This is a genomic window from Frigoribacterium sp. MEB024 (assembly GCF_000878135.1).
Classification (GTDB): Bacteria; Actinomycetota; Actinomycetes; order Actinomycetales; family Microbacteriaceae; genus Frigoribacterium.
Genome location: NZ_JXQZ01000046.1, coordinates 1 through 23,692, shown reverse-complemented (window position 1 = coordinate 23,692; position 23,692 = coordinate 1). Strand labels below are relative to the sequence as shown.

The 23,692-nt window shown below is 73.6% G+C and carries 19 protein-coding genes; 7 read left to right on the top strand and 12 right to left on the bottom strand.

The genetic code is table 11. The features are described 5' to 3' along the window. Nucleotides 1–70 precede the first annotated feature (70 nt). Together SZ60_RS16550 and SZ60_RS10560 are read left to right on the top strand one after the other, a co-directional pair. Nucleotides 71–1,045 carry a DUF4194 domain-containing protein gene (locus tag SZ60_RS16550; RefSeq protein WP_052505327.1) on the top strand — a complete coding sequence of 325 codons (975 nt, stop codon included), beginning with the start codon at nt 71–73 and terminating at the stop codon, nt 1,043–1,045. Then, the gene (locus SZ60_RS10560; RefSeq protein WP_043595768.1) at nt 1,042–4,491 is read left to right on the top strand and encodes an ATP-binding protein; all 3,450 of its coding nucleotides are present in this window, start codon (nt 1,042–1,044) and stop codon (nt 4,489–4,491) included. Before SZ60_RS16550 ends, SZ60_RS10560 begins: the two co-directional genes overlap by 4 nt. A 151-nt stretch (nt 4,492–4,642) precedes the next feature. On the opposite strand, the gene SZ60_RS10555 is transcribed toward SZ60_RS10560, so the two are convergent. The 5 genes from SZ60_RS10555 to SZ60_RS10535 are packed head-to-tail and all read right to left on the bottom strand — an operon-like array spanning nt 4,643 to nt 9,870. Further along, on the bottom strand, nt 4,643–5,512 hold the full coding sequence (locus SZ60_RS10555; protein ID WP_082060052.1) for a citryl-CoA lyase: 870 nt from the start codon (nt 5,510–5,512) through the stop codon (nt 4,643–4,645). Next, nucleotides 5,509–6,747: a CaiB/BaiF CoA-transferase family protein gene (locus tag SZ60_RS10550; RefSeq protein WP_052505326.1), complete on the bottom strand. Its 1,239-nt coding sequence runs from the start codon at nt 6,745–6,747 to the stop codon at nt 5,509–5,511. Before SZ60_RS10550 ends, SZ60_RS10555 begins: the two co-directional genes overlap by 4 nt. Then, nucleotides 6,744–8,279 (bottom strand): tripartite tricarboxylate transporter permease, encoded by a 1,536-nt coding sequence (locus SZ60_RS10545; RefSeq protein WP_043595766.1) that lies wholly within the window; start codon nt 8,277–8,279, stop codon nt 6,744–6,746. Before SZ60_RS10545 ends, SZ60_RS10550 begins: the two co-directional genes overlap by 4 nt. After that, entirely contained in the window at nt 8,279–8,869 is a 591-nt protein-coding gene (locus SZ60_RS10540; RefSeq protein ID WP_197073546.1) for a tripartite tricarboxylate transporter TctB family protein, read from the bottom strand. The genes SZ60_RS10545 and SZ60_RS10540 overlap by 1 nt, the downstream gene beginning before the upstream one ends. Further along, nucleotides 8,866–9,870 carry a tripartite tricarboxylate transporter substrate binding protein gene (locus SZ60_RS10535; RefSeq protein WP_231567122.1) on the bottom strand — a complete coding sequence of 335 codons (1,005 nt, stop codon included), beginning with the start codon at nt 9,868–9,870 and terminating at the stop codon, nt 8,866–8,868. Before SZ60_RS10535 ends, SZ60_RS10540 begins: the two co-directional genes overlap by 4 nt. Nucleotides 9,871–10,038: 168 nt before the next feature. Between SZ60_RS10535 and SZ60_RS10530 the strand changes: the two genes are divergently transcribed. The 3 genes from SZ60_RS10530 (at nt 10,039) to SZ60_RS10520 (ending at nt 12,635) form a co-directional block, all read left to right on the top strand. Next, nucleotides 10,039–10,908, top strand: coding sequence for an IclR family transcriptional regulator (locus SZ60_RS10530; protein ID WP_082060051.1), 870 nt, complete (start codon nt 10,039–10,041; stop codon nt 10,906–10,908). 70 nt (nt 10,909–10,978) lie between these two features. After that, nucleotides 10,979–11,599, top strand: a complete 621-nt coding sequence (locus SZ60_RS10525) for an RraA family protein (protein ID WP_043595763.1) — start codon at nt 10,979–10,981, stop codon at nt 11,597–11,599. Continuing rightward, on the top strand, nt 11,592–12,635 hold the full coding sequence (locus SZ60_RS10520; protein WP_043595762.1) for a hydroxyacid dehydrogenase: 1,044 nt from the start codon (nt 11,592–11,594) through the stop codon (nt 12,633–12,635). The genes SZ60_RS10525 and SZ60_RS10520 overlap by 8 nt, the downstream gene beginning before the upstream one ends. Here the strand turns inward: SZ60_RS10520 and SZ60_RS10515 are convergent. Next, nucleotides 12,602–13,324 (bottom strand): response regulator transcription factor, encoded by a 723-nt coding sequence (locus SZ60_RS10515; protein ID WP_043595760.1) that lies wholly within the window; start codon nt 13,322–13,324, stop codon nt 12,602–12,604. The genes SZ60_RS10520 and SZ60_RS10515 overlap by 34 nt on opposite strands. Beyond that, entirely contained in the window at nt 13,321–14,574 is a 1,254-nt protein-coding gene (locus SZ60_RS10510; protein ID WP_052505325.1) for a sensor histidine kinase, read from the bottom strand. The genes SZ60_RS10515 and SZ60_RS10510 overlap by 4 nt, the downstream gene beginning before the upstream one ends. A 179-nt stretch (nt 14,575–14,753) precedes the next feature. Here SZ60_RS10510 and SZ60_RS10505 point away from each other — a divergent pair, with 179 nt between their 5' ends. Together SZ60_RS10505 and SZ60_RS10500 are read left to right on the top strand one after the other, a co-directional pair. Next, complete coding sequence (locus SZ60_RS10505; protein ID WP_043595759.1) at nt 14,754–15,449, top strand: ABC transporter ATP-binding protein; 696 nt, start codon at nt 14,754–14,756, stop codon at nt 15,447–15,449. Continuing rightward, complete coding sequence (locus SZ60_RS10500; RefSeq protein ID WP_043595757.1) at nt 15,446–16,756, top strand: ABC transporter permease; 1,311 nt, start codon at nt 15,446–15,448, stop codon at nt 16,754–16,756. Before SZ60_RS10505 ends, SZ60_RS10500 begins: the two co-directional genes overlap by 4 nt. A 124-nt stretch (nt 16,757–16,880) precedes the next feature. Here the strand turns inward: SZ60_RS10500 and SZ60_RS10495 are convergent, their stop codons facing one another. The 5 genes from SZ60_RS10495 to SZ60_RS10475 form a co-directional block, all read right to left on the bottom strand. Continuing rightward, on the bottom strand, nt 16,881–17,564 hold the full coding sequence (locus SZ60_RS10495; protein ID WP_231567121.1) for a TetR/AcrR family transcriptional regulator: 684 nt from the start codon (nt 17,562–17,564) through the stop codon (nt 16,881–16,883). After that, nucleotides 17,561–19,786, bottom strand: a complete 2,226-nt coding sequence (locus SZ60_RS10490) for a CocE/NonD family hydrolase (protein WP_231567120.1) — start codon at nt 19,784–19,786, stop codon at nt 17,561–17,563. The genes SZ60_RS10495 and SZ60_RS10490 overlap by 4 nt, the downstream gene beginning before the upstream one ends. Continuing rightward, complete coding sequence (locus SZ60_RS10485; protein WP_043595774.1) at nt 19,783–21,567, bottom strand: ABC transporter ATP-binding protein; 1,785 nt, start codon at nt 21,565–21,567, stop codon at nt 19,783–19,785. The genes SZ60_RS10490 and SZ60_RS10485 overlap by 4 nt, the downstream gene beginning before the upstream one ends. A 71-nt stretch (nt 21,568–21,638) precedes the next feature. Continuing rightward, complete coding sequence (locus SZ60_RS10480; protein WP_231567118.1) at nt 21,639–22,670, bottom strand: ABC transporter permease; 1,032 nt, start codon at nt 22,668–22,670, stop codon at nt 21,639–21,641. Continuing rightward, nucleotides 22,667–23,581 (bottom strand): ABC transporter permease, encoded by a 915-nt coding sequence (locus tag SZ60_RS10475; RefSeq protein ID WP_231567123.1) that lies wholly within the window; start codon nt 23,579–23,581, stop codon nt 22,667–22,669. The genes SZ60_RS10480 and SZ60_RS10475 overlap by 4 nt, the downstream gene beginning before the upstream one ends. Nucleotides 23,582–23,692 lie beyond the last annotated feature (111 nt).

Sequence of the window (23,692 nt, the reverse complement as noted above, 5' to 3'; positions counted from 1 at the left end):
CTGACGCCGCACCCGCCGCCCCCGCCGAGCCCGCCCTCACGACCAGCACGACCTCCACGAAGGACCCCGCATGAGCCCCGCAGCCCCCTCGGACGAGACCGGCGCCGACGAGGCGACCCGCGCCTCCTTCGCCGAGGCGATCGCCCCCTCCGGCGACGAGTCGGCGCGCGCCTCCCGCGACGCCTTCGACGACGGCGACGCCGACGACGGGGCGACCGGCGTCCCGGACGCTCTGCCGCTGGCCGGACGCAAGGCACTGGTCACGCTGCTGACCCATCGGTTCGTGTCCCGTGCCCGGCAGCAGGAGGCCTGGGCCGGCCTGCTCGCCCACGAACCCGAGATCCGGGCGCGGCTCGAGGAGCTGTTCCTGGTGCTGGTCGTCGACCACGACCACGAGGTCGCGTTCAAGCGGCAGGGCGGCGAGGACGACGTCCCCGTGCTGTTGCGCCGCGAGAAACCGCTGTCGCGCGACGCCTCGCTGCTGATGGTCTTCGCCCGCCGCGAGCACGCCTTCACCGACGGCCTCGACGAGGCGGTCGTGATCTCGAAGGACGCCGTGGCCGAGTTCCTCGGTCGGTACCACGACGACTCGGGCTCCGACGAGGTGCGCGCCCGTCGCCGGGTCGACGCCGCGATCGCCGCGCTCGTCGCCCGCGACCTGCTGACGGCCGAGCCCGACGACCCCGAGCTGTTCGTCGTCTCGCCCGCGATCGTGCCGCTGATGACCGCCGACCGACTCGCGCACCTCGAGCGGGTGTACCTCGAGGCCGCCGGGGTCGAGGGGGACGAGACCGGCGAGGACGACGACGCGGTCGACACGACCGGTGACCCGAGCACCGAGGCCGACCCGGCTGACGACGTCGACGTCGTCACCGTCGCCGACCCGGAGGTCGACCCCGACAGCGTCGACGACCCTGCCGCCCCGGCGGACGACGACCCCGAGCCCGACCCCGAGCCCGACCCGACCGCCGTCCCGCTCGACCTCGACCTCGAGCCCCCGCTCGACACCGACACCGACACCGACCCGGAAGCACCCCAGGCATGAGCATCGCCGACACCTCGCCCGACCTCGGCATGTTCCACTCGGGCCAGTACCGCATCGAGCAGGTGCAGCTGCTCAACTGGGGCAGCTACGCCGGCCTGCACCGCATGCCCGTGGGGCGCGGCGGCATCGCCATCCTCGGCCCCACCGGCCGCGGCAAGTCGACCGTGCTCGACGCGATGGCCGCGGTCATCATGCCCAACCCCCAAGAGTTCAACCGGGCCGCCCGCGACGACAGCCGCCAGCGGTCCGAGCGCACGGTCTACAGCTACGCGCGCGGCAAGACCGACGAGGTGCGCGACGCCGCCTCCGACCGCACCACGACGCGGTTCCTGCGACCACTCGGCCAGGCGTTCCCGAGCGGTGCGGCGATCACCTGGTCGACCGAGCTCGGCCAGACCGTCACGGCCGTCCGCGTCGCCTGGATCGGCGAGGACACCGCGAGCCAGGACGACGTCACCCAGGCGAGCGTCTACCTGCTCGTGCAGGGCCGCTTCGACCTCAGCCGCCTGTCCGAGGTGACCCGCGAGGGCACGAGCCAGAACCCGCTGACCCGCGGCTCGCTCGCCCGCCTGCTCGACCCCACCACCGACCTCGCGACCTCGTCACAGCCCGAGCTGAGGGTGCGGCTCTGCGGCCAGCTCGGCATCGGCGGCAGCGACGAGTCGCAGCTGAAGGCCCTGACCCTGCTGCGTCGGGCACAGGCGTCGAAGGGCGTGTTCTCGATCGACGACCTGTTCAAGCAGTTCGTGCTCGTGCAGCCGCAGGCGCTGAGCCGGTGGGAGACCACCCTCGCCACCTACCGTGAGGCCTCGGCGCTCTACGACGTGTTCGAGACGACCCGCAAGAAGCTCGACGTGCTCGAGTCCGTGCCGACGCTCGCCGACCGCTACGAGCTGGCCGGCCGCGACGGAACGGCCAAGCGCCGCCTGCTCGCGGACGCCGACGGGCCCAGCCGCCTGCGCGTCTGGTTGGCCGAACGCGTCGGCAGCTGGGTCAGCGGCGAGGTCGACCGCGTCACGACCGAGAAACGCGAGCAGGGCGAACGCCGGAGGCGCGCCCAGGCGGACGAGCAGCTCGCGTTCCGGTCCCGTGAACAGGCTCTGGCGCGGATCAGCGAGCTCGGGGGCGACCCCACGCAGTCGCTCCGCGAGCACGTGGCCGCCGCCGAGGCCGAGCTCGCGGCCGTCGAGCGCACCCGTGGCCGGCTCGCCGCCGCCCTGGAGTCCACCGGCGAGTCCCTCCCCCGGAACGACGAGCAGCTCGCCGCCCTCGGACAGCGCGCCGACCGCCTCGCGGCCGACGACGCCGCGGCCCGGGCCGCGACCGCCGACACCCGCAGCGACCTCGCCGCCCGCATCGGCGAGACGAAGCGCGCCCTCGCCGCCCTCGAGAAGCAGAAGCGGTCGTTCGAGCAGCGCCGCAGCAACGTGCCCGACGACGCGATCGAGCGACGTCGCCGCATCGCCGAGGGGGCGGGCGTGCCGGTGTCGAGCCTGCCCTACGCCGGCGAGCTGTTCGAGGTCGCGCCCGAGCACACCGGGTGGGCCGTCGCGATCGAGCGGGTGCTCGGCGATCTCGCCACGCACCTCCTCGTCGACCGCTCGCACTTCGACGCCGTGCGCCGCTGGGTGAACGAGAACGACGTGCGCGGACGCGTCACGCTCGTGCCGGCGACCGCCGGGGCCGAGCCGACGCTCACCCCCGTCGACCACACCGTGCCCGCGATGGTGCGGCTCGACCCGGCCAGTCCGTTCCGCGGCTGGCTGCACGACGAGCTCGTCGGCGACCGGAGTGTGCTCTGCGTCGAGGGTCCCGACGACCTCGACGACCCGCGTCCGACCGGCACCCGCGGCGCCGTCACGCGACGGGGCCTCCGCACCGGGTCGCGCGACCGTGTGATCAAGGACGACCGGACGACCCGCTCGTGGATCGGCCTCGACAACGCCGCGCGCATCGCCGAGCTCGGCGACGAGATCGTCGACCTCGAGGCCGTGCTGGCCCGGGTCCGCGGCGAGTACGACGCGATCGAGGCCGAGGCGGCCGACCGCCGCCGGGTCGCCGACGCCGTCGCCCGGTCGAAGGAGTTCACCTGGGACGAGCTCGACACCGCGCCCGCCCAGACGCGACTCGACGACCTGCGCGCCCAGCTCGACCGCATCGCGGTCGAGCGTCCCGAGCTCGCGACGTTGCAGGCCGAGGCGACGCAGCACGACGACGACCGCTCCGTCGCGACGCGCCGCCTGGCCGAGATCGACCAGGTGCTGGCGCAGCTCGACGAGAAGCACGCGACGCTCGTCGACATCGAGGACGAGTTCGCGGACGCCGCCGACGCCGAGCCCCTGACCGACGACGAGCGGGCCCTGCTCGCCCCGCTGCCGTTCGCGGCACCGCGCGAGGCGACCGACGTCGCCCGGCTCCACCGGGACGCCGCGTCGCAGCTGCGGGCCCAGGTCGACGCGCACGACCGCGACCGGGCGAACGCCGAGTCGACGCTCGTCGTCGTCTTCGAGCGCTACCTCGAGCTCGACCGCACCGCGGGCATCGACGCCACGATCGAGAGCCTGCCGTCGGTCCGCGCGATCCACCGGCAGCTCGTCGAGGACGACCTGCCGCACGCGAAGCAGCGCTGGCTCGAGAAGGCCGGCAGCGACGTGGGCGACAGCCTCCGGGCGCTGCTGGTCCAGATCGAGGAGGACGGCCACGTCATCCGTCGTGGCGTCCGCCCGATCTCGCAGGCGTTGCGGTCGATCGAGTTCCGCCAGGGGTCGACGCTCGACATCGAGCCGCGGCCGGTGTCGAACGGCGACCTGCTCGAGTTCAAGCGCACCCTGCGAGAGCACACCGGCGGGGCCGGGGGCGCGTCCGAGGCACGGGCATCGGACGGACGAGCCCCGGAGGCGCGGGACGCGTCCGAGGTCGAGCGCCGGTTCCTGAGGCTCCGCCGCGACCTCGCCCACCTCGAGGAGAAGTCGAAGGTCGGTGACGCCTGGCGCCGCCGGGTGCTGGACGCGCGGGAGCACTACCAGTTCCGGGCGATCGAGACCCGGGCCGACGGCACGCAGATCGTGCACGAGGGCGTCGCCGGCAAGTCGGGCGGCGAGGGACAGGAGCTCATCGCGTTCGTGCTCGGGGCCGCGCTGCGGTTCCGGCTGGGCGACGGCACCGACCGGGTGCCGACCTACGCGCCGATCGTGCTCGACGAGGGTTTCGTCAAGGCCGACGCCGAGTACACCGGCCGGGCCCTGGCGGCGCTGACCTCATTGGGCTTCCAGCTCGTGGTGGGCGCGCCGCGCGACAAGGTCAACGCCTTCGAGCAGCACGTCGAGAGCGTGGCCTACATCTCGAGCGACCCGTCGAACCCCGAGCTGTCGCGCATCTACCCGCTGACGATCCGCCAGGCGATCGAGGTCGAGCAGCACGGCCTCGACCCCGCCGCGCTCGGCTGACCCGCCGTCGACTCACCTTGGCTTGCGGGCGACGCGACCTCCCGGGCGAGTTCGGCGGACACGGGCGTCCGCGCCGGCCCGTGTCCGACGAACTCCCCCGGTTCCCGGAGCGGGGCCTCACCGGCGCGGTCCATCGAACGGCGGCCCTGACTCAGAGGTCGCGGGTGGCGGGGCCCGTGTAGTCGGCCAGGAAGCCCTTCGGCAGCGGACCCTTGATGCGTTGACCCGATCCGCGTTCCTCCCAGGCGTGGGCGAGGATGCCCACCGACCGCGAGAGCACGAACAGCCCGCGCGCCAGTTCGGGTTCGATGCCGAGTTCGCCGTAGACCACGGCCGACACCCCGTCGATGTTCATCGGCACGTTCCGGGACGCCAACACGCCTTCGACGGCGAGGGCCGCGTCGAGGTGAGACCCCTCGACCACGCCCTCGTCGCGCGCTCGCTCGACGAGAGCCAGCAGCGGGTCGCGGCGCGGGTCGCGCGGGTGGAAGCGGTGCCCGAACCCGGGCACGAACTCGCCCCTGGCCTTGTGGGCCGCGACCTCGGCGGCGGCCAGCTCGTCGAGCGGCGCACCGGTGTCGCGGTGCGAGGCGACCAGACGGTTCAGCAGCTGGACGCATTGTTGACCCGCGCCTCCGTGGGTGTCGCCCAGCACGTTGACGCCGTTGGCGACGGCCGAGTTCAGGCCGACCCCGCAGGTGATCGCCATGCGCGCGCCGGCGATCGAGGGCGCCTGCGGGCCGTGGTCGACGCTCGCGACGAGGGCGGCCTCGAGCAGCGCGGCCTGCGCGGGTTCGGGCCGTTCGCCGCGCGTCATCAACCAGACGGTCTCGACGAAGCCGAGGTTGCCGATCAGCTGCTGCACGGGATAACCGCGCAGCTCGATGACGCCGGGTTCGATCTTGGTGATGCCCGTCGACCACCAGGCGGTGGTCGAGGCGATCTGTGCCTCGAGCCGAGCGGCCTCGGCCTGCGCCGCCGCGAGGCGGGCCTCGAGGTCGGCTCTGTCGTCGGCGCTCACACCGCGCCTCCTTCCCTGAGGTCGTGGATCTCGCCGGCGTCGAACCCGAGCTCGGCGAGGATCTCGTCGGTGTGCTGCCCGAGCAGCGGTGGCGGCAGGGTCGGCGCCCCGGGCACGCCGTCGACGCGGATGCCGTGTCCCATCACCCGCAACGGGTCGTCGCCCTCCGCGCCGCCCGGGAAGGGTAGCTCGTGCACGAGTTCGCGGTCGCGCACCTGCGGGCTGTCGAGCATCTCGGCCACGGTCAGCACCGCCGCGGCGGGCACGCCGGCATCGCTGAGCAGCGCCTCCCACTCGGCGGCGCCGCGGGTGGCCAGCGCCGCCTCGATCTCGTGGGTGAGCGCGGCGCGGTGGGTCTTGCGGTCCTCACGGGCGGCGAACCGGACGTCGACGGCGAGGTCGGCACGGCCGATCAGCGTGCAGAGTGACTCGAACTGCTCCTGCTTGTTGGCCGCGATGTTGAGCGCTCCGTCACCGGTCGCGAACGTGCCCGAGGGGGCCGCCGTGCCGTTGTCGTTGCCGAGCGGCCGCGGGTCGGTGCCGGCGACGAGGTGGTTCGACACGACCCAGCCCATCGCGGTCGCCGCGGTCTCGAGCATGGACACGTCGATGACCGAGCCCACCCCGGTCCGCTCCCGACCGAGCAGCGCCGACGAGATCGCGAACGCCGCCGCCAGCCCGCCGAGCGTGTCGGCGATCGGGTAGCCGGCACGCAGCGGGGCCGTCTCGGGCGTGCCGGTGACGCTCATCATGCCGGAGCTGCCCTGGATGATCTGGTCGTACGCGGGCTTGCCGCGCAGCGGGCCGGTCTGCCCGAACCCCGAGATCGCCGCGTAGACGAGGCGCGGGTTGATCCCCCGCAGCACGTCCCAGCCGAAGCCGAGCCGCTCGAGCACCCCGGGTCGGAAGTTCTCGAGCAGCACGTCGGCCTCGGCCACCGCCCGCCGCAGCACCTCGGCCCCGCCCGGCTTCTTCAGATCGACCGTCAGCGACCGCTTCTGCGCGTTCTGCGCCAGGAACGAGATGCCGAGAAGGCGCTGGTTCAGTTCTGCGGACGCCCCCAGTTGGCGGGCGAGGTCACCCCCGTGCGGCGTCTCGACCTTGATCACGTCGGCCCCGAGCAGGGCGAGCTGGTACGCCGCGTAGGGACCGGCGAGCACGTTGGTCATGTCGAGGACGCGGACGCCGTCGAGCGGTCGGGGGCGGTCGTGGGCGGGGTCGTGGGGCTGGGTCACACGGTCTCTCTCTGGCGGTCGGCGATCGCCTGGGCGACGGTCCTGCGGCTGCGGATCTTCTGGAAGGCGGCGCCGGCGACGGCGAGCAGGAGCACGACGTAGAGGGTCACCGAGATCGGGCTCGACACGAGGATGGCGGGGTCGCTCTCGCTGACGGCCATCGCCCGCCGGAACTCGGTCTCGGCGAGCGGTCCGAGGATGATCGCGATGAGCATCGGTGCGACCGGCAGTCCGTAGCGGCGCATGAGGAACCCGATCAGCCCGATCACCGTGACGAGCACGAGGTCGAGGATCTTCGCGCTCGTCGCGTAGACGCCGAGCATGGCGAAGACCGAGATGCCCGCGTACAGGTAGTGGCGCGGCACCTTGAGCAGCTTGGCCCAGAGCGGCGCGAACGGCAGGTTGAGGATCAGCAGCACGACCATGCCCACGAAGAAGCTGGCGAGCAGTGCCCAGACGAGGTCGGGGGCGCGCTCGAACAGCAGCGGCCCGGGCTGCAGCCCGTACTGGCGGAACGCGGCGAGCAGGATGGCCGCCGTGGCCGAGGTCGGCAGGCCGAGCGCGAGCAGCGCGCCCATCGCCGTACCGGCCGTGGCGTTGCCGGCGGCCTCGGGGCCGGCGACGCCCTGGATGGCACCGCGACCGAACATCGAGTCCTTGCGGCGGGCGTCGAGTCGGCGTTCGGTGCCGTAGGCGAGGAAGGTCGGCACCTCGGCGCCGCCCACCGGGATGATGCCGAACGGGATGCCGATCGCCGTGCCGCGCAGCCAGGCCGGTGCCGCGAGGCGGAACTCACGGCGGGACAGCCACAGTCGACCGCGCGAGGGCACGAGCGGCGTCTCGTCGGGTGTGCCGCGCTTGGCCGCGACGCTGAAGACCTCGCCGAGCGCCAGCAGGCCGACGGTGATCACGACGATGTCGATGCCGTCGAAGAGCTCGGGCACGCCGGCCGTGAAGCGCGAGGCTCCCGAGATGCCGTCGATGCCGACGACCGAGATCGCCAGCCCGATGCCGAGGGCCGCGAGACCGCGCAGCACCGACTCGGTGACGACGGCCGAGATCGCCACGAAGGCGAACACCGCCAGGGCGAGGTACTCGGCCGGGCCGAACAGCGTCGCGAGCTCCGCGAGCCGTGGAGCGAAGAACACGACCAGCACCGACGCGATGATGCCGCCGATGAAGGCACCGATCGCCGAGGTCGCGAGGGCCTGTGCGGCGCGCCCGCTCGTGGCCATCTTGTGGCCCTCGATCGTGCCGGCGATCGCCGTGCTGTTGCCCGGCGTGTTCATCAGGATGCCCGAGATCGAGTCCCCGAACAGGCCGCCGAAGAGCACGCCGGCGAACATGATGAACGCGCCGATCGGGTCGAGCGAGAAGGTCACGGGCAGCAGCAGGGCGACGGCCATGGCCGAGCCGAGGCCGGGCAGCACGCCGACGGCCGTGCCGAGCACGGCGCCGATCAGCACCCAGAGCATGTTGATCGGGGTCAGGACGGTGAGGAACCCGTCCCCGAGGTTGGCGAGCGATTCCATCAGAAGATCCCCTCGAGGATGCCGGGAGGCAGGTTGAGGCCGAGTCCGGCCGAGAAGGCGAGCTGCACGATCGACGAGATCGCCAGTGCCAGGAAGACGTCGAAGACGGGCCGCTGGCTGCCGAGCGCCCGGGCGATGCCCCAGAACAGGACGGCGCCGGCCAGCAGCCAGCCAAGGGGCGTGAGGGCGGCGATGAACACCACCACCGTGCCGAGGGCGCCGAGCAGGGCCCGGTGGTTGCTGGTCGGGCGGCGCTCGACGGGTTCGCCGTCGAGGTCGAGGTCGTCCACGTCGCCGGGGGCGGCGGGCTGGGCGATCTCGACCGTGGCGGCCTCGGGCCTGCGCAGCACGTCGATCGCGAGCAGCACGGCCACGACGAGCACGAGGGCCGCCACGATCGCCGGGAAGACCTGGGGCCCGGGCGAGGTGGCGGTGTCGGGCACGCGCATCGTCACCGTGCCGACCACGAGGGCCAGCCCGATCACCAGCATGAGCCCGGGCACGATCAGGCCCGTGCGTCGGCGCCAGAACCCGTCCGCGACGACCACGGCCCGACGGGTGACCGAGACGGTCCGGATGACGCCGCTCACAGCCCCAGCTCCTCGATGATCGTGTTCACCCGGGCCTGGTCCTCGGCGATGAAGTCGGCGAAGTCCTCTCCGGTGACCACCGCCGGGGCCCAGGAGTTGCGCCTCAGGGTGTCCTGCCATTCGTCGGAGGCGACCATCTCGTCGACGATCGCGACGAGTTCGTCGCGCTCGGCGTCGGTGATGTCCTTCGGGGCCACGAGACCGCGCCAGTTCGGCAGGTGCACGTCGATCCCCTGCTCGATGAAGGTCGGGGCGTCGATACCGTCGACGGGTTCCTCGGCCGAGAGCGCGAGGGCGCGCAGGTTGCCGGCCTCGATCTGGTCGCTGAACTCGTTGTAGCCGCTGACGCCGATCTCGACCGTGCCCGAGAGCAGGGCGGTCAGCACCTCACCACCGCCCGCGTACGAGACGTAGTTGATCTCGCCGGGGTCGACACCGACCTCGCGGGCGAACAGGCCGGCGAGCAGGTGGTCGGTCCCGCCGAGTCCGCCGCCGCCGATCGGGTGGGTGTGCGGGGCCTCGCTCCAGGCCGCGACGAAGTCGTCGATCGTCTCGTAGGGCGAGTCCGCCGGGACGATGAAGACCTCGTAGTCCTCGGCCAACTTGGCGATGGGCGTCGTGTCCGAGAGGTCGACGTCCGACCCGTTGACCGTGATCGCCCCCTCCATGACCGTGCCGGTCATCATGAGGTTCGTGGGGTCGGCACCCAGGCCGACGAACTGGCTCAGGCCGATGGTGCCGCCGGCGCCGGGCACGTTGACCACCTGCACGTTGTTGACGATCGACGCCGCGCGCAGGGCCTGCTGCGACTCACGGGCCGCGAGGTCCCACCCGCCGCCGGGCGCCGCGGGCGCCATCATCGTCAGCTTGGCCCGGGGGTCGGCGCCCGCGGTGCCGTCGCCGGCGTCGACGGCCGCGAAGCCGACGAGCACCGCGGTCGCGACGACGCCGACGGCCCCCGTGACGACCTTGCGCCTGTTCCTGTCGATCAGATTGCCCACACGATCACTCCCTTGTGATGGTTGCAGCGGTTCGCACCGGTGGACCCGTCCTCGAAGGATGTCCGCCTGGTGGATGTCTGTGTCCGCCTGATGGTAGCTTCGGCGTGGAAGTCCCCGCAAGGGCGGCCCCACCCGGGCGCCACGCTTCCCCGGCGAGAGGTCGACACGATGACACCAGCTGAAGCGACACCGTCCCCGACGCCCGTGTCCCCCGCGACGCCGGGCCGTGCCGACCCCGGCGGCGTCCGGGCGGTCAGCCGGGCCTTGGCCGTCCTGCAGGCGTTCACGCCCGAACGCAGCACGCAGACCCTCTCCGAACTCGTGCGGACCTCGGGCCTGCCCCGCACGACCGTGCTGCGCCTGGTCGACACCCTCGTCGCCGAGGGCATGCTGCAGCACGGGCCCGACGGGCGGGTCGGCGTGGGCACGCGGATGATCCACTGGGGGGCCTTCGCCGCCCGCGCCTGGGCCGTGCCGGCCGCCACCACCGACCGCATGGCCGCGCTCGCCGCGGTGACGGGCGAGACCGTCAGCCTCTACGTCCGCCGCAGCGTGGCCCGGGTCGTCGTGGCACAGTCGCCCAGCCCGCACAGCCTCCGTCACGTCGTCCAGGTGGGCGACGAGCTGCCGCTCTGGATCGGCGCCGCGGGCGCCGTGCTGCTGAGCGGCGAGCCCGCCGAGGCACTCGACGACACCCTCGCCGACGTCGACGCCACCGCGCTCCCGGGCACGGGTGGCTCGAGACCGACCACGCCGTTCTCGCCGGCGCCGGTGCTGCCCGTCGACCGCGACGCCGTGCGGGCCCGGGTCGAGCAGGCGCGCCACGACGGCTGGTCGGTGTCGCACGGCACGCGGGAGCCGGGCAACTCGGGCGTCGCCGTCCTGGTCCCGGGACGACCGCCAGGCCGACCCGTCGCCCTCGCCCTGGGTGGGCCGACGAGTCGCTTCACCGACGACGCGGTGGCGCGCTTCGCGGACGAGCTGCGCCGCGCCTCCTCGGACCTCGCCCGCACCGGGCTGCCGCCCGCCCTCGACTGACCGACCGCACCCGCGCCCGCACCACCGCCACCGACCGAGAGACCCCGCACCCCCGAACGACAGGAGCACCATGAGCACCCCCTCCGCTTCCCCGGCCTCGCGGCCCCTCCGACCGGTGCTGCCCGCGGCCGGTGAACTCCCCGTCGCCACCGTCTCGGATGCGATGGAACGCTTCGGCGTCGCAGACGGTGTCCGCCCGCTCTGGCGTGGTGCCGCCCTGTCGGGCCCGGCGTTCACCGTGTGGACCCGGCCGGGCGACAACGCCGGCCTGCACGCCGCGTTCGAGAGAATCCGTCGGGGCGAGATCCTCGTGGTGAACGGTGGCGGTGACGAGACCCGGGCCCTGATCGGCGAGCTGGTGGCCGAGAAGGCCAAGGCCCTCGGCGTCGGTGGCATCGTGCTCGACGCCGCCGCCCGCGACGTGGTCGAGCTCGAACGCGTCGGTGTGCCGGTGTTCGCGCGGTCCGTGACACCGGCCGGGCCGTGGAAGACCGGGCCGTTCCGCACCGGCGAGACGATCGCGGTCGGCGGCGTGCCGGTGTCGCCGGGCGACTGGGTGCTCGGGGACGACGACGGGGTGGCGATCGTGCCGGCCGCCCGGGTCGACGAGGTCGTGGCGGCGACGCACGACCTGCTGCGCGGAGAAGGCGACCGCCGAGCGGCGAACCGGAAGCTGGTGCCGCGTGACTGACGCGGGCGCGGCGGACCGCGCGCCCGTCGTCTGGGTGCCGCGGCCGATCGACGACGACGTGGTCACGTCCCTGCGCGCCTGGGCCGACGTGCGGCTCGGCTGGGGGGACGACGCCGCGGGCTGGTCCGACGTCGCGGCCGAGGTCGAGGGCGTGCTGCTGCGCACGGCCCGGGTCGACGGCGCGATGATGCGCGAGGCACCGCGGCTCCGCATCGTCGCGCGGCACGGTGTCGGCCTCGACACGGTCGACGTCCACACCGCGGCCGAGCTCGGCATCACCGTCACCACGACCCCGGCCGCGAACAGCCGGTCGGTCGCCGAGCTGGCGGTCGCGTTGCTGATGGTGACGAGGCGCGGGCTCGGAGCGGCGTGGTCGAGCGGCCGAGGCGCGGGTGCCGCTCACCCGCCGGTCGGGGGTTCGGTGGCCGGGGACCCGGGTGCCGACGGCTCCGCGACCGTGCCGACCCGCGCCTCCTTCGTGGGGCGCGAGTTGCACGGTGCGACGCTCGGGCTGCTCGGCTTCGGGCGGATCGCGCGGCTCGTGGCCGACGCGGCCCGTGACGGCCTCGGCATGCGCGTCGTCGCCCACGACCCGCACCTCTCGGACGATGCCGTCCGGGCGGCCGGAGCCGAGCCCCACGACCTCGACGCTTTGCTCGCGGCGTCGGACGCGTTGAGCGTCCACGTGCCCCTGACGCCCACCACCGTCGGCCTGATCGGCGCGCGCGAGCTCGCCCTGATGCGCCCGGGTTCGGTGGTCGTCAACACCTCGCGCGGCGGCGTCGTGGACGAGGAGGCGCTGGTCGCCTCGCTCGACGCCGGTCACCTCGCGGGGGCCGGTCTCGACGTCACCACGGTCGAGCCGTTGCCCGCCGACCACCCCCTGCGCGGTCGACCCGACGTCGTGCTGACCCCGCACGTCGGGGGCCAGACCCGCGAGGCCATGGCCCGTGTCGGCCACGAGGCCGCCGAGCACCTCCGCCACGTGCTGTGCGCCCCCGGTCAGGCACCGGGTGCGAGCAACCCCGTCTCGTAGGCCACGATCACGAGCTGCGCCCGGTCGTGGGCGTCGAGCTTGGTCATGATGCGGTTGACGTGGGTCTTGGCGGTGTGCGGCGAGATGACCAGGTCGGTGGCGATCTCGGCGTTGGCGCGCCCTCGGGCGACGAGCAGCAGCACCTCGCGCTCACGGTCGGTCAGGTGCGCGAGCTCGGGCGGCACGGCCGGCGAGGGCGTGCTTCCCGACGACGACTCCCCTGACGACGGCGTTCCCGAGACCGATCCCGCCCCGCCACTACCCGGCAGCACGTACTTCTCGATCAGGCTGCGCGTCGCGACGGGTGACAGCAGCGACTCCCCCGCGTGGACGGCCCGAACCGCCCGGACGATCTCGTCGGGCTCCGCGCCCTTGCCGATGAACCCGCTCGCGCCGGCGCGCAGGGCCGCGACGAGGTACTCGTCCTCCTCGAACGTGGTGAGGATCAGCACCTTCGTCCCGGCGAGCAGCGGGTCGGCGCAGATCTCGGCCGTCGCGCCGATGCCGTCGAGCTCGGGCATGCGGATGTCCATCACCACCACGTCCGGCTTGAGGGACGAGGCCCGCATCACCGCCTCACGACCGTTGACGGCGTCGCCCACGACGTCGACCCCGTCCTCATCGTCGAGGATGTCGGTGACGGCCTGACGGATCAGCGGTTGGTCGTCGACGACGAGCACGGTCGTCACGAGACACCCCCGAGCCCACCGGACGAGCCGGCCGAGCTGGCCGAGCCGGACGAACCGGCCCCGTCGGCCGCGCGCGACACCGGCAACACGGCCGCCAGTCGGAAGCCGCCCGGCGTCGGCCCGGTCTCGACGACCCCGCGCACCGAGGCGACGCGTTCGCGCAGCCCGAGCAACCCGTGCCCACCCCGCACGTCGTCCGGGTCGGGCTCGACCCGCACCACCGGCACCGGGTTCGTCACGACGATCGACACCTCGTGCTCGTCGACGGCGATGAGCACGTGCGCGCGGTGTTCGGCACCGTGCTTGCCGGCGTTCGTCAGCCCCTCCTGCACGACCCGGTACGCGACGAGGTCGGCCGCGCCCGTCACCGAGGCGAGCGGCCCCTCGACCCGGGTGCCCACGACGAGCCCGGCGTCGGCGAACCCGGCCACGAGTTCGTCGAGTCGCGCGAGGCCCGGTTGCGGCGACGGGGCTCGGTCCGAGTCCCCGGCGCGCAGCACCTCGAGCAGGTCGCCGATCTCGCCGAGGACCGTCCGGGAGGCGCGGCGGATGGTCGCGAGGGCCGTCACCGCCTTCTCGGGTCGCGTCTCGATCGCCGACGACGCCACGCCCGCGTTGAGGCTGATCACCGAGATCTGGTGGGCGACGGCGTCGTGCAGGTCGCGGGCGATGCGCAGCCGCTCCTCGGCCACCCGGCGCGAGGCCTCGGCCTCGCGCGTGCGTTCGGCTCGTTCGGCGCGCTCGGTGACGGCCTCGATGTACTCCCGTCGGGAGCGGCTGGCGTCGCCCGCCGCGGCGGCGAAGGCGACCAGGAGCGTGAACTGGACCACGGGCAGGTCGACGACGCGTCCCCCCACGCCCAGCAGGCCGAGCAGCGCGACGGCCAGGACCGTGGCGACCGTCACGACGATGGTGCGGCGGCGCGGGGTCCGCGCGGCCACGGCGAAGACGGCGATGCCGGTGGCCAGGACGACGCCCGGTGCGAGCGTGCCGAGCAGGGCGGCGACGCCGAACAGGCCGACGATCGCGGCGAGCACCGGGACGGGGCGTCGACGACGGACCGGCAGCAGCACGACGGGGGCGAGGACGACCGCGACGGCCAGCACGCCGGTCGGCCGGAACCCCGGGACGGGGAAGGGAGCGAAGGCCGCACCGACGACGAGCACCGCGGCGAGCGTGTCGCCCAGCCACCAGGGGACGCGAGGTCGCGGGTAGGGCGGCTCGCGCCTCCTGCCGTCCGTCGTCGTCATGACCCCATCGTGCCCTGGAACGCCCACGGCCGAGTCCCCCTGTGGCCCGACGTCGCGTACCGCGGTCGCGGTACGGGCGCTCGGGCAGGTGTCCGCGGTGGGGGGACGCCCCGGGCGGCCCGGCCCGCGAGTGTGGGTCTCGGCCCCGGAGACACCGGGCCGTCAGCGACAGGAGCACCATGGCGCCGATCATCTCGGTCCGAGACGTCCACCGTTCGTACGGGCGCGGCCCGAACCGGTTCGAGGCCCTGAAGGGGGTGAGCTTCGACATCGCCGAGGGCGAGAGCGTGGCGATCGTCGGCAAGAGCGGCTCGGGCAAGTCGACCCTGATGCACGTGCTCGCGCTGCTCGACGCCCCGACGACCGGCACCGTCGAGCTCGAGGGCGTCGACACGAGCACGCTCAAGGGCGGTCGCCTGAACCGCACGCGCAACAAGACGTTCGGCTTCGTGTTCCAGCAGTTCTTCCTGACGTCGAGCTCGTCGGTGCTCGAGAACGTCGTGCTGCCGATGAAGATCGCGGGCGTGCCCCGCGGCGAGCGCCGTCGCCGAGGACTGGCGGCCCTCGAGCAGCTCGAGCTCGCCGACAAGGCGAAGAACAAGGCCCTGAACCTGTCGGGTGGTCAGAAGCAGCGCACGGTGATCGCGCGGGCGTTGGTGAACGACCCGCGCATCATCTTCGCCGACGAGCCCACGGGCAACCTCGACACGGCGACCGGGGCGGTCGTCGAGGACATCCTGTTCTCGTTGAACCGCGAGAACGGCATCACGCTGATCGTGGTGACCCACGACGAGGAGCTCGCGGCGCGCTGCGACCGGCGCATCGTGATCCGCGACGGGTTGATCGTCGACGACGAGGCCGAGGTGGCCGCGTGAAGACCACCGACCTGCTGCTGACCGCCGTCTCGAACACGTTCCGGTCGAAGACGCGGACGATCCTGACCATCCTGGCGATCTTCGTCGGCGCGTTCACGCTGACGCTGACGAGTGGACTGGGCACCGGCATCAACGCCTACATCGACGACACGGTCTCGGCCGTCGGCTCGTCCGACACCATGACGGTCACGAAGGCCTCCGACGACGCGCAGGGTCTCAGCGTGGGTGACTCGGGTCCGACCGAGTACGACCCCGACACCGTCGCCGCCGGCGGGTTCGGTGCCCCCGGGTCGACCGTCGTGGCCCTGACCCCGGACGACGTGACGACCCTCGAGGGGGTCGACGGCGTGCTGGACGTGCAGCCGACCCAGTCGCTCTCGACCGACTACGTCGAGGGCGGGAGCGGCACGAAGTACGTCGTGTCGGCGAGCGCCCTCGTACCCGGGCAGCAACTCACCCTGACCGCGGGTGACCAGCCCGACGACGACGCGACCGACCTGCAGGTGGTCGTCCCGACGTCGTACGTCGGTCCCCTGGGGTACCGCGACGACGAGGCGGCCGTCGGTCAGCCCGTCACCCTGGCCGTGACCGACGCCACGCGCACGCAGCACACGGTCACCGCGACCGTCGTCGGCGTCGCGGAGGAGAGCATCGCCTCGCCCGCCGGCGCGTCGGTCACTCCGAACGCCGCTCTCGGCACGGCCCTCTTCGACGCGCAGAACGTCGGGCTGCCCGCCGACCAGGTCGACCGCTACGCGCAGGCCACGGTGCGGTTCGCCGCGGACGCGTCCGACCGGCAGGTGAGCGACCTCAAGGCGCGTCTCGCCTCCGCCGGCTACACCGGTACGACCGTCGCCGACCAGCTGGGCACCTTCACGACGGTGATCGACGGCATCGTGCTGGTGCTCAACGCCTTCGCGATCATCGCCCTGCTCGCGGCGAGCTTCGGCATCGTCAACACGCTGCTGATGAGCGTGCAGGAGCGCACCCGTGAGATCGGCCTGATGAAGGCCATGGGCATGGGCAGCGGCAAGGTGTTCGGCCTGTTCAGCCTCGAGGCGGCGTTCATCGGGTTCCTCGGCAGTGCGATCGGCGTCGGCGTCGCGATGATCGCCGGCAGCCTGGTCAGCGCGGCCCTGGCCGGGTCGTTGCTGTCGAACCTGCCCGGGCTGACGCTGATCGCGTTCGACCCCGTGTCGATCGCCCTGATCATCGTCGTGGTGATGGTGATCGCGTTCCTGGCCGGGACCCTGCCCGCCGCCCGCGCCGCCAAGGCCGACCCGGTGGAGTCGCTCCGCTACGAGTGAGGCGGGTGCGGGCCGCGGGCCCGAGGGTGCAGGCGTGTGCCGAGCGGGCGGGTTCGGTGGAAGCGGGCGTCTCCGGACGCCCGGCTCTGCCGGACCCGCCCGTTTCCGGACGAGGAGGCGCGGGTCAGCCCCGGAAGGACGCCCCGGTCTCGTGCTCCAGCAGCGTCCACATCCAGTCGAGCGCGAGGGCGGATGTCAGGCCGGGGGCCTTCTGGGCGAGCTGGGTCGCGAGGCCGTCGCTGTAGGCCGCGAGCTTGAGGGCGAGCGCCGACGGGTCGGCCGTCGCGAAGCGCCCCTGCTCGACCCCGCGCCGCAGGGTGCGGGTCAGGCAGGCCTCCCACACGCGGATGCGCTCGACGTACTCGGCGGCGACCGCGGGCTTGCGTGCCACGGCCGTCCAGTAGTCCGACCAGAGCCGCCAGTGCTCGTCGGTCGCGTCGGTGTCGGCGAACAGGGGCTCGACGAGCATCCGCACCCCGACGACCGGGTCGGACTCGGCGTCGACCGCCTCGATGATCGACGAGTAGAACCGTGCGGTCTCGAGGACGACGACCTCGTTGAGGATCTCGGCGACACCGTCGAAGTGGTACGTCACGGTGCCGACCGAGACCCCGGCCGCGGCGGCGATGTCGCGCAGACGGGTCGCGCCCATGCCCTCGCGGACGATCACCTCGCGGGCCGCCTCGACGATGGACGCCCGCCGGACGACCGGCTTCTGCCGCACGCCCGCGCCGCCCGCGCCGCCCGTGCCGACCGTGCCGCTCACGCTGCTGACGCCGCCCGCGCCCGTGCCGCTCGGGCCGCTCACGCCGACGTCCGCGGCACGAGCTCGTCGAAGGTCCGGTCGGCGACGAGGACCGTCTCGGCCTCGGGCCCGCCGTCCCGGGCCCAGGCGCGCACGGTGTTCTCGACGCGGAACGCCTCCGCCGACGCCGTCACGCGGGACGTCGTCTCGAGCCAGGCCTTCCAGGTCGGCTTCTCGAGCCCGATCGCCCAGCGCGACTCGGCCGACGCCGACAGGGGGTCACCGTCGACGATGCGGTAGGTCTCGCGGCTGTCCTCGGTGAAGACCAGGCCGTCGGGGTACTCACGGCCACCGCCGTAGCCGGGGTCGACGTCGAGCACCCACTCGCCGGTGCCGACGTCGTGCGACACGCTGCGCTGCGGCAGGTCCGACGCCGAGGGCAGGGCGCGGATCGCCAGGGGCTCGGCCCGCTCGGGCGCCTCGAACGCGACGCCGTCGTCGACCGGACGTTCCGCCGACCCGTCACCGGGCCCGCGCGTCCACACCGGCAGCGTCACGCTGCTGCGCGTGGGGTCGACCGTGAGGGTCGCCTCGACCGGGTGCGGCCAGACCCACGGCCAGTAGGCGCTCGACACGGCGATCCGGAGGCGGTGGCCGGCCGGGAAGGAGTGCCCGGTCGAGACCAGAGCGACGCGCACGACCTGCTCGACCCGCGCCTCCATCGGGTCGTCGGCGCGGTCGCGTCCGTTCCGCTTGTTGAGGTTGAGCACGCCGCGGGTGACGAGCGTCGACGAGCCGTCGGGGGCGACGTCGCACAGGCGCACGATCACGGTGCCGTCGGGCACGTCGCTCGTCAGGGCGAGGTCGGCCACGACGCTGCCCAGCACGTCGAGCGTGGCGTCGACCGGCAGGTCGAAGCAGACCGAGCGGCCGTCCTCGGCGCGCTGGTCGGGCGGCAGGTCGGTCGCGTTGCCGAACGGGAAGAACCGCCCCGCGTCGAGCCCGGTGCTCTGCGGCGAGCGCACGACGACGGGGCCGTCCGACCCGCCGCGCAGCGAGTCCAGCGGCACGATGCGCGCCTCGGTCGAGGGCGACGGCCAGGTCGAGGCGGCGACCCACCGCCCGGTCCGCTCGGCGTAGTACGTCGCCGGCGGCTCGGAGTCGTTGATCCAGGCGCGCAGCGCGGGCTCGGCGTCGACGCCGTTGGGGCAGTCGAGGAGCCAGCGGTCCCACCAGCGCAGGGTCTCCTGCAAGAACCCGATGCCCGGGCCGGGGGCCAGCCCGCGGTCGGGGTACTGGTGCGACCACGGCCCGATGATGCCCTTGACCGGCGCGTCGACGTTCTCGACCAGCCGCAGCACGGCGTCGCGGTACGGGTCGGCCCAGCCCCCCACGGCGAGCACGGCCGCCGTGATCGACGAGTAGTCCTCGCAGACGCTGCCGTGCCGCCAGTAGTCGTCGCGTTCCTGGTGCGAGAGCCAGGTCGTCGTCATCGGTCGGTTGTGCTCGAGGCGTTCGCGCCAGCGGGCGACCCAGTCGGCGCCGACGACCTCGGGTCGCGGCGGGCGCGAGTTGAAGGCGAACATCGTGCCGCCCCACGACGCCATGTCGATGCCGAGCACGGCGCCGCCCATGTAGTGCACGTCGTTGTCGTACCGGTCGTCGGTCGAGCAGACGGTGACGATCGCCTTGAGCGCCGACGGGGCCCGCCCGGCCAGTTGCAGCGCGTTGAACCCGCCCCACGAGATGCCGAACGCCCCGACGGCTCCCGTCGACCAGGGTTGCGTGGCGAGCCACTCGATCAGCGCGATGCCGTCGTCGAGCTCCTGCACCGAGTACTCGTCGTCGAACAGGCCGTCGCTCGACCCCGTGCCGCGGATGTCGACCCGCACCGACGCGTAGCCGTGCGCGGCGTACCAGGGGTGACGCTCGCTGTCGCGCGGGGCCGTCCAGTCGTCGAGCCGGTAGGGCAGGTACTCGAGCAGCACCGGCACCGGCTCGTCGACCACCGGGGCCCAGATGCGGGCGTGCAGCCGCGTCCCGTCGGGCATCGGCACCCACTCGTCCCGTACCTGCACCTCGAGCGGGCCGCTGCCCCGCGGCCGGTCGGACGCCGGCCGCCGGGTCTCGGCGAGGTCGGGCCGCGGGGCACCCAGGGTGCGGCCCGCCCCGGCCCGGGCCGGCTCCTGCAGGAGGCGCGGGTCGCCGAGGAGGCGCGGGTCGCGCTCGCCGTCCCCCCGTGCGTCTCCCCCGGGTGCCGTGCCGGTCGTGCCGCTCGTGCTCACATCGCCTCCCAGCGCTTCACGTGGTGTCCGTCGCCGTGGTCGTCCCAGCCGTCGGCGTCCCGCCAGCGGGGCCGGGCGTCGCCCACGTCGGGCAGCTCGGTCGTGCCCGGGTCGAGGGTGGCGTCGAGCAGGGTGCGCGTGTACGGGTGGTTCGGCCCCTGGAAGACACGCTCGGTCGGGCCGACCTCGACGATGCGGCCACCGGTCATGACGGCGACCCGGTCGGCGACGCCGCGCACGACCGCGAGGTCGTGGCTGATGAAGAGGCAGCTGAGCCCCTTCTCGTCGCGGAGCCCCGCGAGCAGGTCGAGCACGCCGGCCTGCACGCGGACGTCGAGCGCCGTCGTGATCTCGTCGGCGATGATCAGCTCGGGTCCGGCGGCGAGCGCCCGGGCGATGCCGACGCGCTGACGCTGGCCGCCCGAGAGCTGCGCCGGCAGGCGTGAGGCGAACTCGGGCGGCAGGCCGACCTCGACGAGCAGCTCGGCGACGCGCTCGGGGCCCGACTCGCCCGTGAAGAGCTTCAGCGGCCGGGCGATCGCGGCGCCGACGGTGCGGCGGGGGTTGAGCGAGGTGTCGGCGTTCTGGAAGATCAGCTGGATCGACCGGCGCAGCGTCGCCGTGCGCCCGGCGACGGGCCGCGTCAGGTCGCTCTCGACCCCGTCGGCTCCGTGGAAGGCGAACCGACCCGACTCGGCGGGGATCAGCCCGGCGAGGGCCGTGGCGAGCGTGGACTTGCCGCTGCCGGACTCCCCCACGACCGCGAGGGTCTCGCGACGGCCGATGGTGAACGAGACGCCGTCGACCGCGGCGGGCAGGCCGCGCCCGTACCGGACGACGAGGTCGCTCGCCATGGCGACCGGCCCCGCAGCGGGTGCCGTCCTCGGGTCCTGCGCCGCGCCTCCTGCGGGTGCGGCGGGGGCGTCGGCCTCGTCGCGCCGCGTCTCGTGCTGCACACCGTGACCGGTCGCGGTGCCGTCCACGGACCGCGGTGCGGTGGCGGCGGCGTGCACGCGCGGGATGCTCGCGAGCAGTTCGCGGGTGTACTCGTGCTGCGGGTCCGCGAAGAGCGACGCGGTCGGCGCGTGCTCGACGATCCGGCCCTCGTGCATCACGGCGATCTCGTCGGCCATGGTCGAGACGACGCCGAGGTCGTGGCTGACCAGCACGATCGCCATGCCGAGCTCGACCGCCAGGTCGCGGATCAGTTCGAGCACGGCCGACTGCGTGACGACGTCCAGGGCGGTGGTCGGCTCGTCGAGCACGAGCAGCTTCGGCCGGGCGGCGATGGCCATGGCGATCGCGACGCGCTGCTGCTGCCCACCGGACAGCTGGTGCGGGTAGCGCCGCACGATCGTCTCGGGGTCGGGCAAGCGGACGTGGCGCACGAGTTCGAGCACGCGGTCGTCGCCTCTGGGCAGGCCGTGGCTCTCGAGCGCCTCGCGCAGCTGGCGTCCGACGCGCATCGACGGGGTGAGCGCCTGGCCGGCGTTCTGGGCGACCAGGGCCGCCGTGCCACCGCGCAGGGCCCGTCGCGCCCGCTCGTCGAGGGCGAAGACGTCATCGCCGGCGACGCGGACGCTGCCCGACACGACCCGCGACCCGCGACGCAGGTGGGCGAGCAGGGTGCGGGCGACCGTCGACTTGCCGCTGCCGCTCTCGCCGACCAGGCCGAGGGCTCGTCCGGCGCCGACCTCGAAGCTCACGCCCCGCACGACCGGCACCTCGCGGCGACCGGCGGCGTACGAGATGGAGAGGTCGTCGACGCGGACGACGGGAATGGGGGCGACGTCGACGGGGCGACCCGCGCCTCCTGCGGTGGTGGTGGTGCCGGTGGTGGTGAGGGGCTCGTTCACGAGACCGCCCCCTTCTGTGCGCGGTCGACGCCAAGCGACTTGCTGAGCCCGTCCGCGCTGAGGTTGAGCCCGATGACGAGCGTGGCGAGGGCGACGACGGGGGCAAGCGTGCCCCACGGGACGACGGTGAGGGCGGTGCGGTTCTCCTGCACCATGAGCCCCCAGTCGGGCGTCGGCGGGTTGGCCCCGAACCCGAGGAACGACAGGGTCGAGATCAGCAGCACGATCCAGGAGGCGCGCATCGCGTACTCGACGAGCACCACGTCGGTGACGTTGGGCACGATCTCGCGGAACACGATGCTCAGCGGCTTCTCGCCGCGGGCGCGGGCGGCGGTCACGTAGTCCTGCGTGATCACGGTGCGGGCGGCACCGCGGACGACGCGGGTCACGGCCGGCGCGTAGATCACGGTGACGGCCAGCACGATCACCCAGAGGCCCGAGTCGAACACCGTGACGACGACGAGCAGCGCCAGGATCGACGGCACGCTGAGCAGCGCGTCGACGATGCGCATGACGACCTCGTCGAACCAGTTGTCGGCGTAGGCGGTGACGCAGCCGAGCACGGTGCCGATCCCGACCGCGATCGTCGTCGCGAGGAACGTGACGACGAGTGCGTACCGGCCGCCGTTCAGCGTGCGCGACAGGATGTCGCGACCGTACTGGTCGGTGCCGAGCCAGTGCGCCCAGCTCGTGCCGGTCAGGGCGGCACCCGAGTCGGTGGCGACCGGGTCGTGGCCGGTCAGCACCGGGGCGAGCAGCGCCAGCAGGACGTGCAGGGCGATCAGACCGAGCCCGATGCTCAGGGCCGAGGAGGCGCTGAGGCTGCTGGTCAGGGACGTCGCGCTCGCGCGCAGTCGCCTCGGCCAGCCGCCCGCGGCCTCGGGGCCGGCCGATGCCGGGCCGCCGACCTGCGCGCCCGGGGTGGCGGGGTCCGCGGTCGTGGCGACCCGCGCCTCCTCGGTGCTGCTGAGCCGGGTGCCGCCGTGGCCGTTGTCGGCGGGCGGGGTCCGGTCGCGTGCGGGGCTCATGAGCGGGCCTTCCGTCGGGTGCGCAGCCTCGGGTCGAGGGCGAGCGCGATGAGGTCGGCGGCGAGGTTGCACACCACGTAGACGAGGGCGCTGACGACCGCGATCGCCTGGATCGTCGGCAGGTCGCGGTTGAAGACGGACTCGAGCATGAGCTTGCCCATGCCCGGGTAGTTGAAGACGTTCTCGACGACCACGACGCCGCCGAGCAGCCAGGCGACGTTCAGCGCGACGACGTTGAGCGTCGGCAGCAGGGCGCTCGGCACGGCGTGGCGCCAGACCACCTGGCGCGTCGACAGGCCCTTGAGCTCGGCCGTCGTGACGAACTCGCTCGCCATCACGTCGATCGTCGACGAGCGCGCCGTCCGCACGATGTAGGCGGCCATGGCGAGGGTCAGCACGATGACGGGCAGCCAGATGCTCGGTAGCAGTTCGGCGACCGTCGCGTCCTGACCGCGCAGCACGACCGCCGGGAAGATCGGCAGCGCGATGGCGAACAGCAGCACGAGCACGGTGGCGACCATGAACTCGGGGACGCTCATGACGACGAGGCTGATCAACGAGATCGCGTGGTCGCTCGGGCGGCCGCGGCGCACCCCGGCGACGACGCCGAGGGTCAGCGACAGGGTGACGCCGACGATCATGGCGGGCAGCGCGATCAGCATGCTGTTGCGGAAGGCGATCAGCAGGTCGGGGCCGACCGGCAGGCCGCTGACGAGCGAGACGCCGAAGTCCCCGTGGGCCGCGCCGGCCAGCCACTGGCCGTAGCGCACCCAGACGTTCTGGTCGAGGCCGAGCGTCTCGCGCAGGGCGGCGACGGCGTCGGGGGTGGCGTCCTGGCCGAGCAGCTGCTGCGCGACGTCGCCGGGCAGGGCCTGCACCGCGAAGAACACGAAGAACGAGGCGAGCAGCACGGTGAGCAGGGCGGTGCCGACGCGGCGGGCGACGACGATCAGGGTCGCGGCGAGCGGGGACGTGGGGTGCGGGCCACCGGCGCCCCGGCCGCCGGCGCCCCGGCCGCCGAC

Bases quoted from the DNA above. Each gene is read 5' to 3' on its own strand.
- SZ60_RS16550 (WP_052505327.1), top strand. From the start codon at position 71: ATGAGCCCCGCAGCCCCCTCGGACGAGACCGGCGCCGACGAGGCGACC.
- SZ60_RS10560 (WP_043595768.1), top strand. From the start codon at position 1,042: ATGAGCATCGCCGACACCTCGCCCGACCTCGGCATGTTCCACTCGGGC.
- SZ60_RS10545 (WP_043595766.1), bottom strand. From the start codon at position 8,279: ATGGAATCGCTCGCCAACCTCGGGGACGGGTTCCTCACCGTCCTGACC.
- SZ60_RS10530 (WP_082060051.1), top strand. From the start codon at position 10,039: ATGACACCAGCTGAAGCGACACCGTCCCCGACGCCCGTGTCCCCCGCG.
- SZ60_RS10525 (WP_043595763.1), top strand. From the start codon at position 10,979: ATGAGCACCCCCTCCGCTTCCCCGGCCTCGCGGCCCCTCCGACCGGTG.
- SZ60_RS10510 (WP_052505325.1), bottom strand. From the start codon at position 14,574: ATGACGACGACGGACGGCAGGAGGCGCGAGCCGCCCTACCCGCGACCT.
- SZ60_RS10505 (WP_043595759.1), top strand. From the start codon at position 14,754: ATGGCGCCGATCATCTCGGTCCGAGACGTCCACCGTTCGTACGGGCGC.
- SZ60_RS10480 (WP_231567118.1), bottom strand. From the start codon at position 22,670: ATGAGCCCCGCACGCGACCGGACCCCGCCCGCCGACAACGGCCACGGC.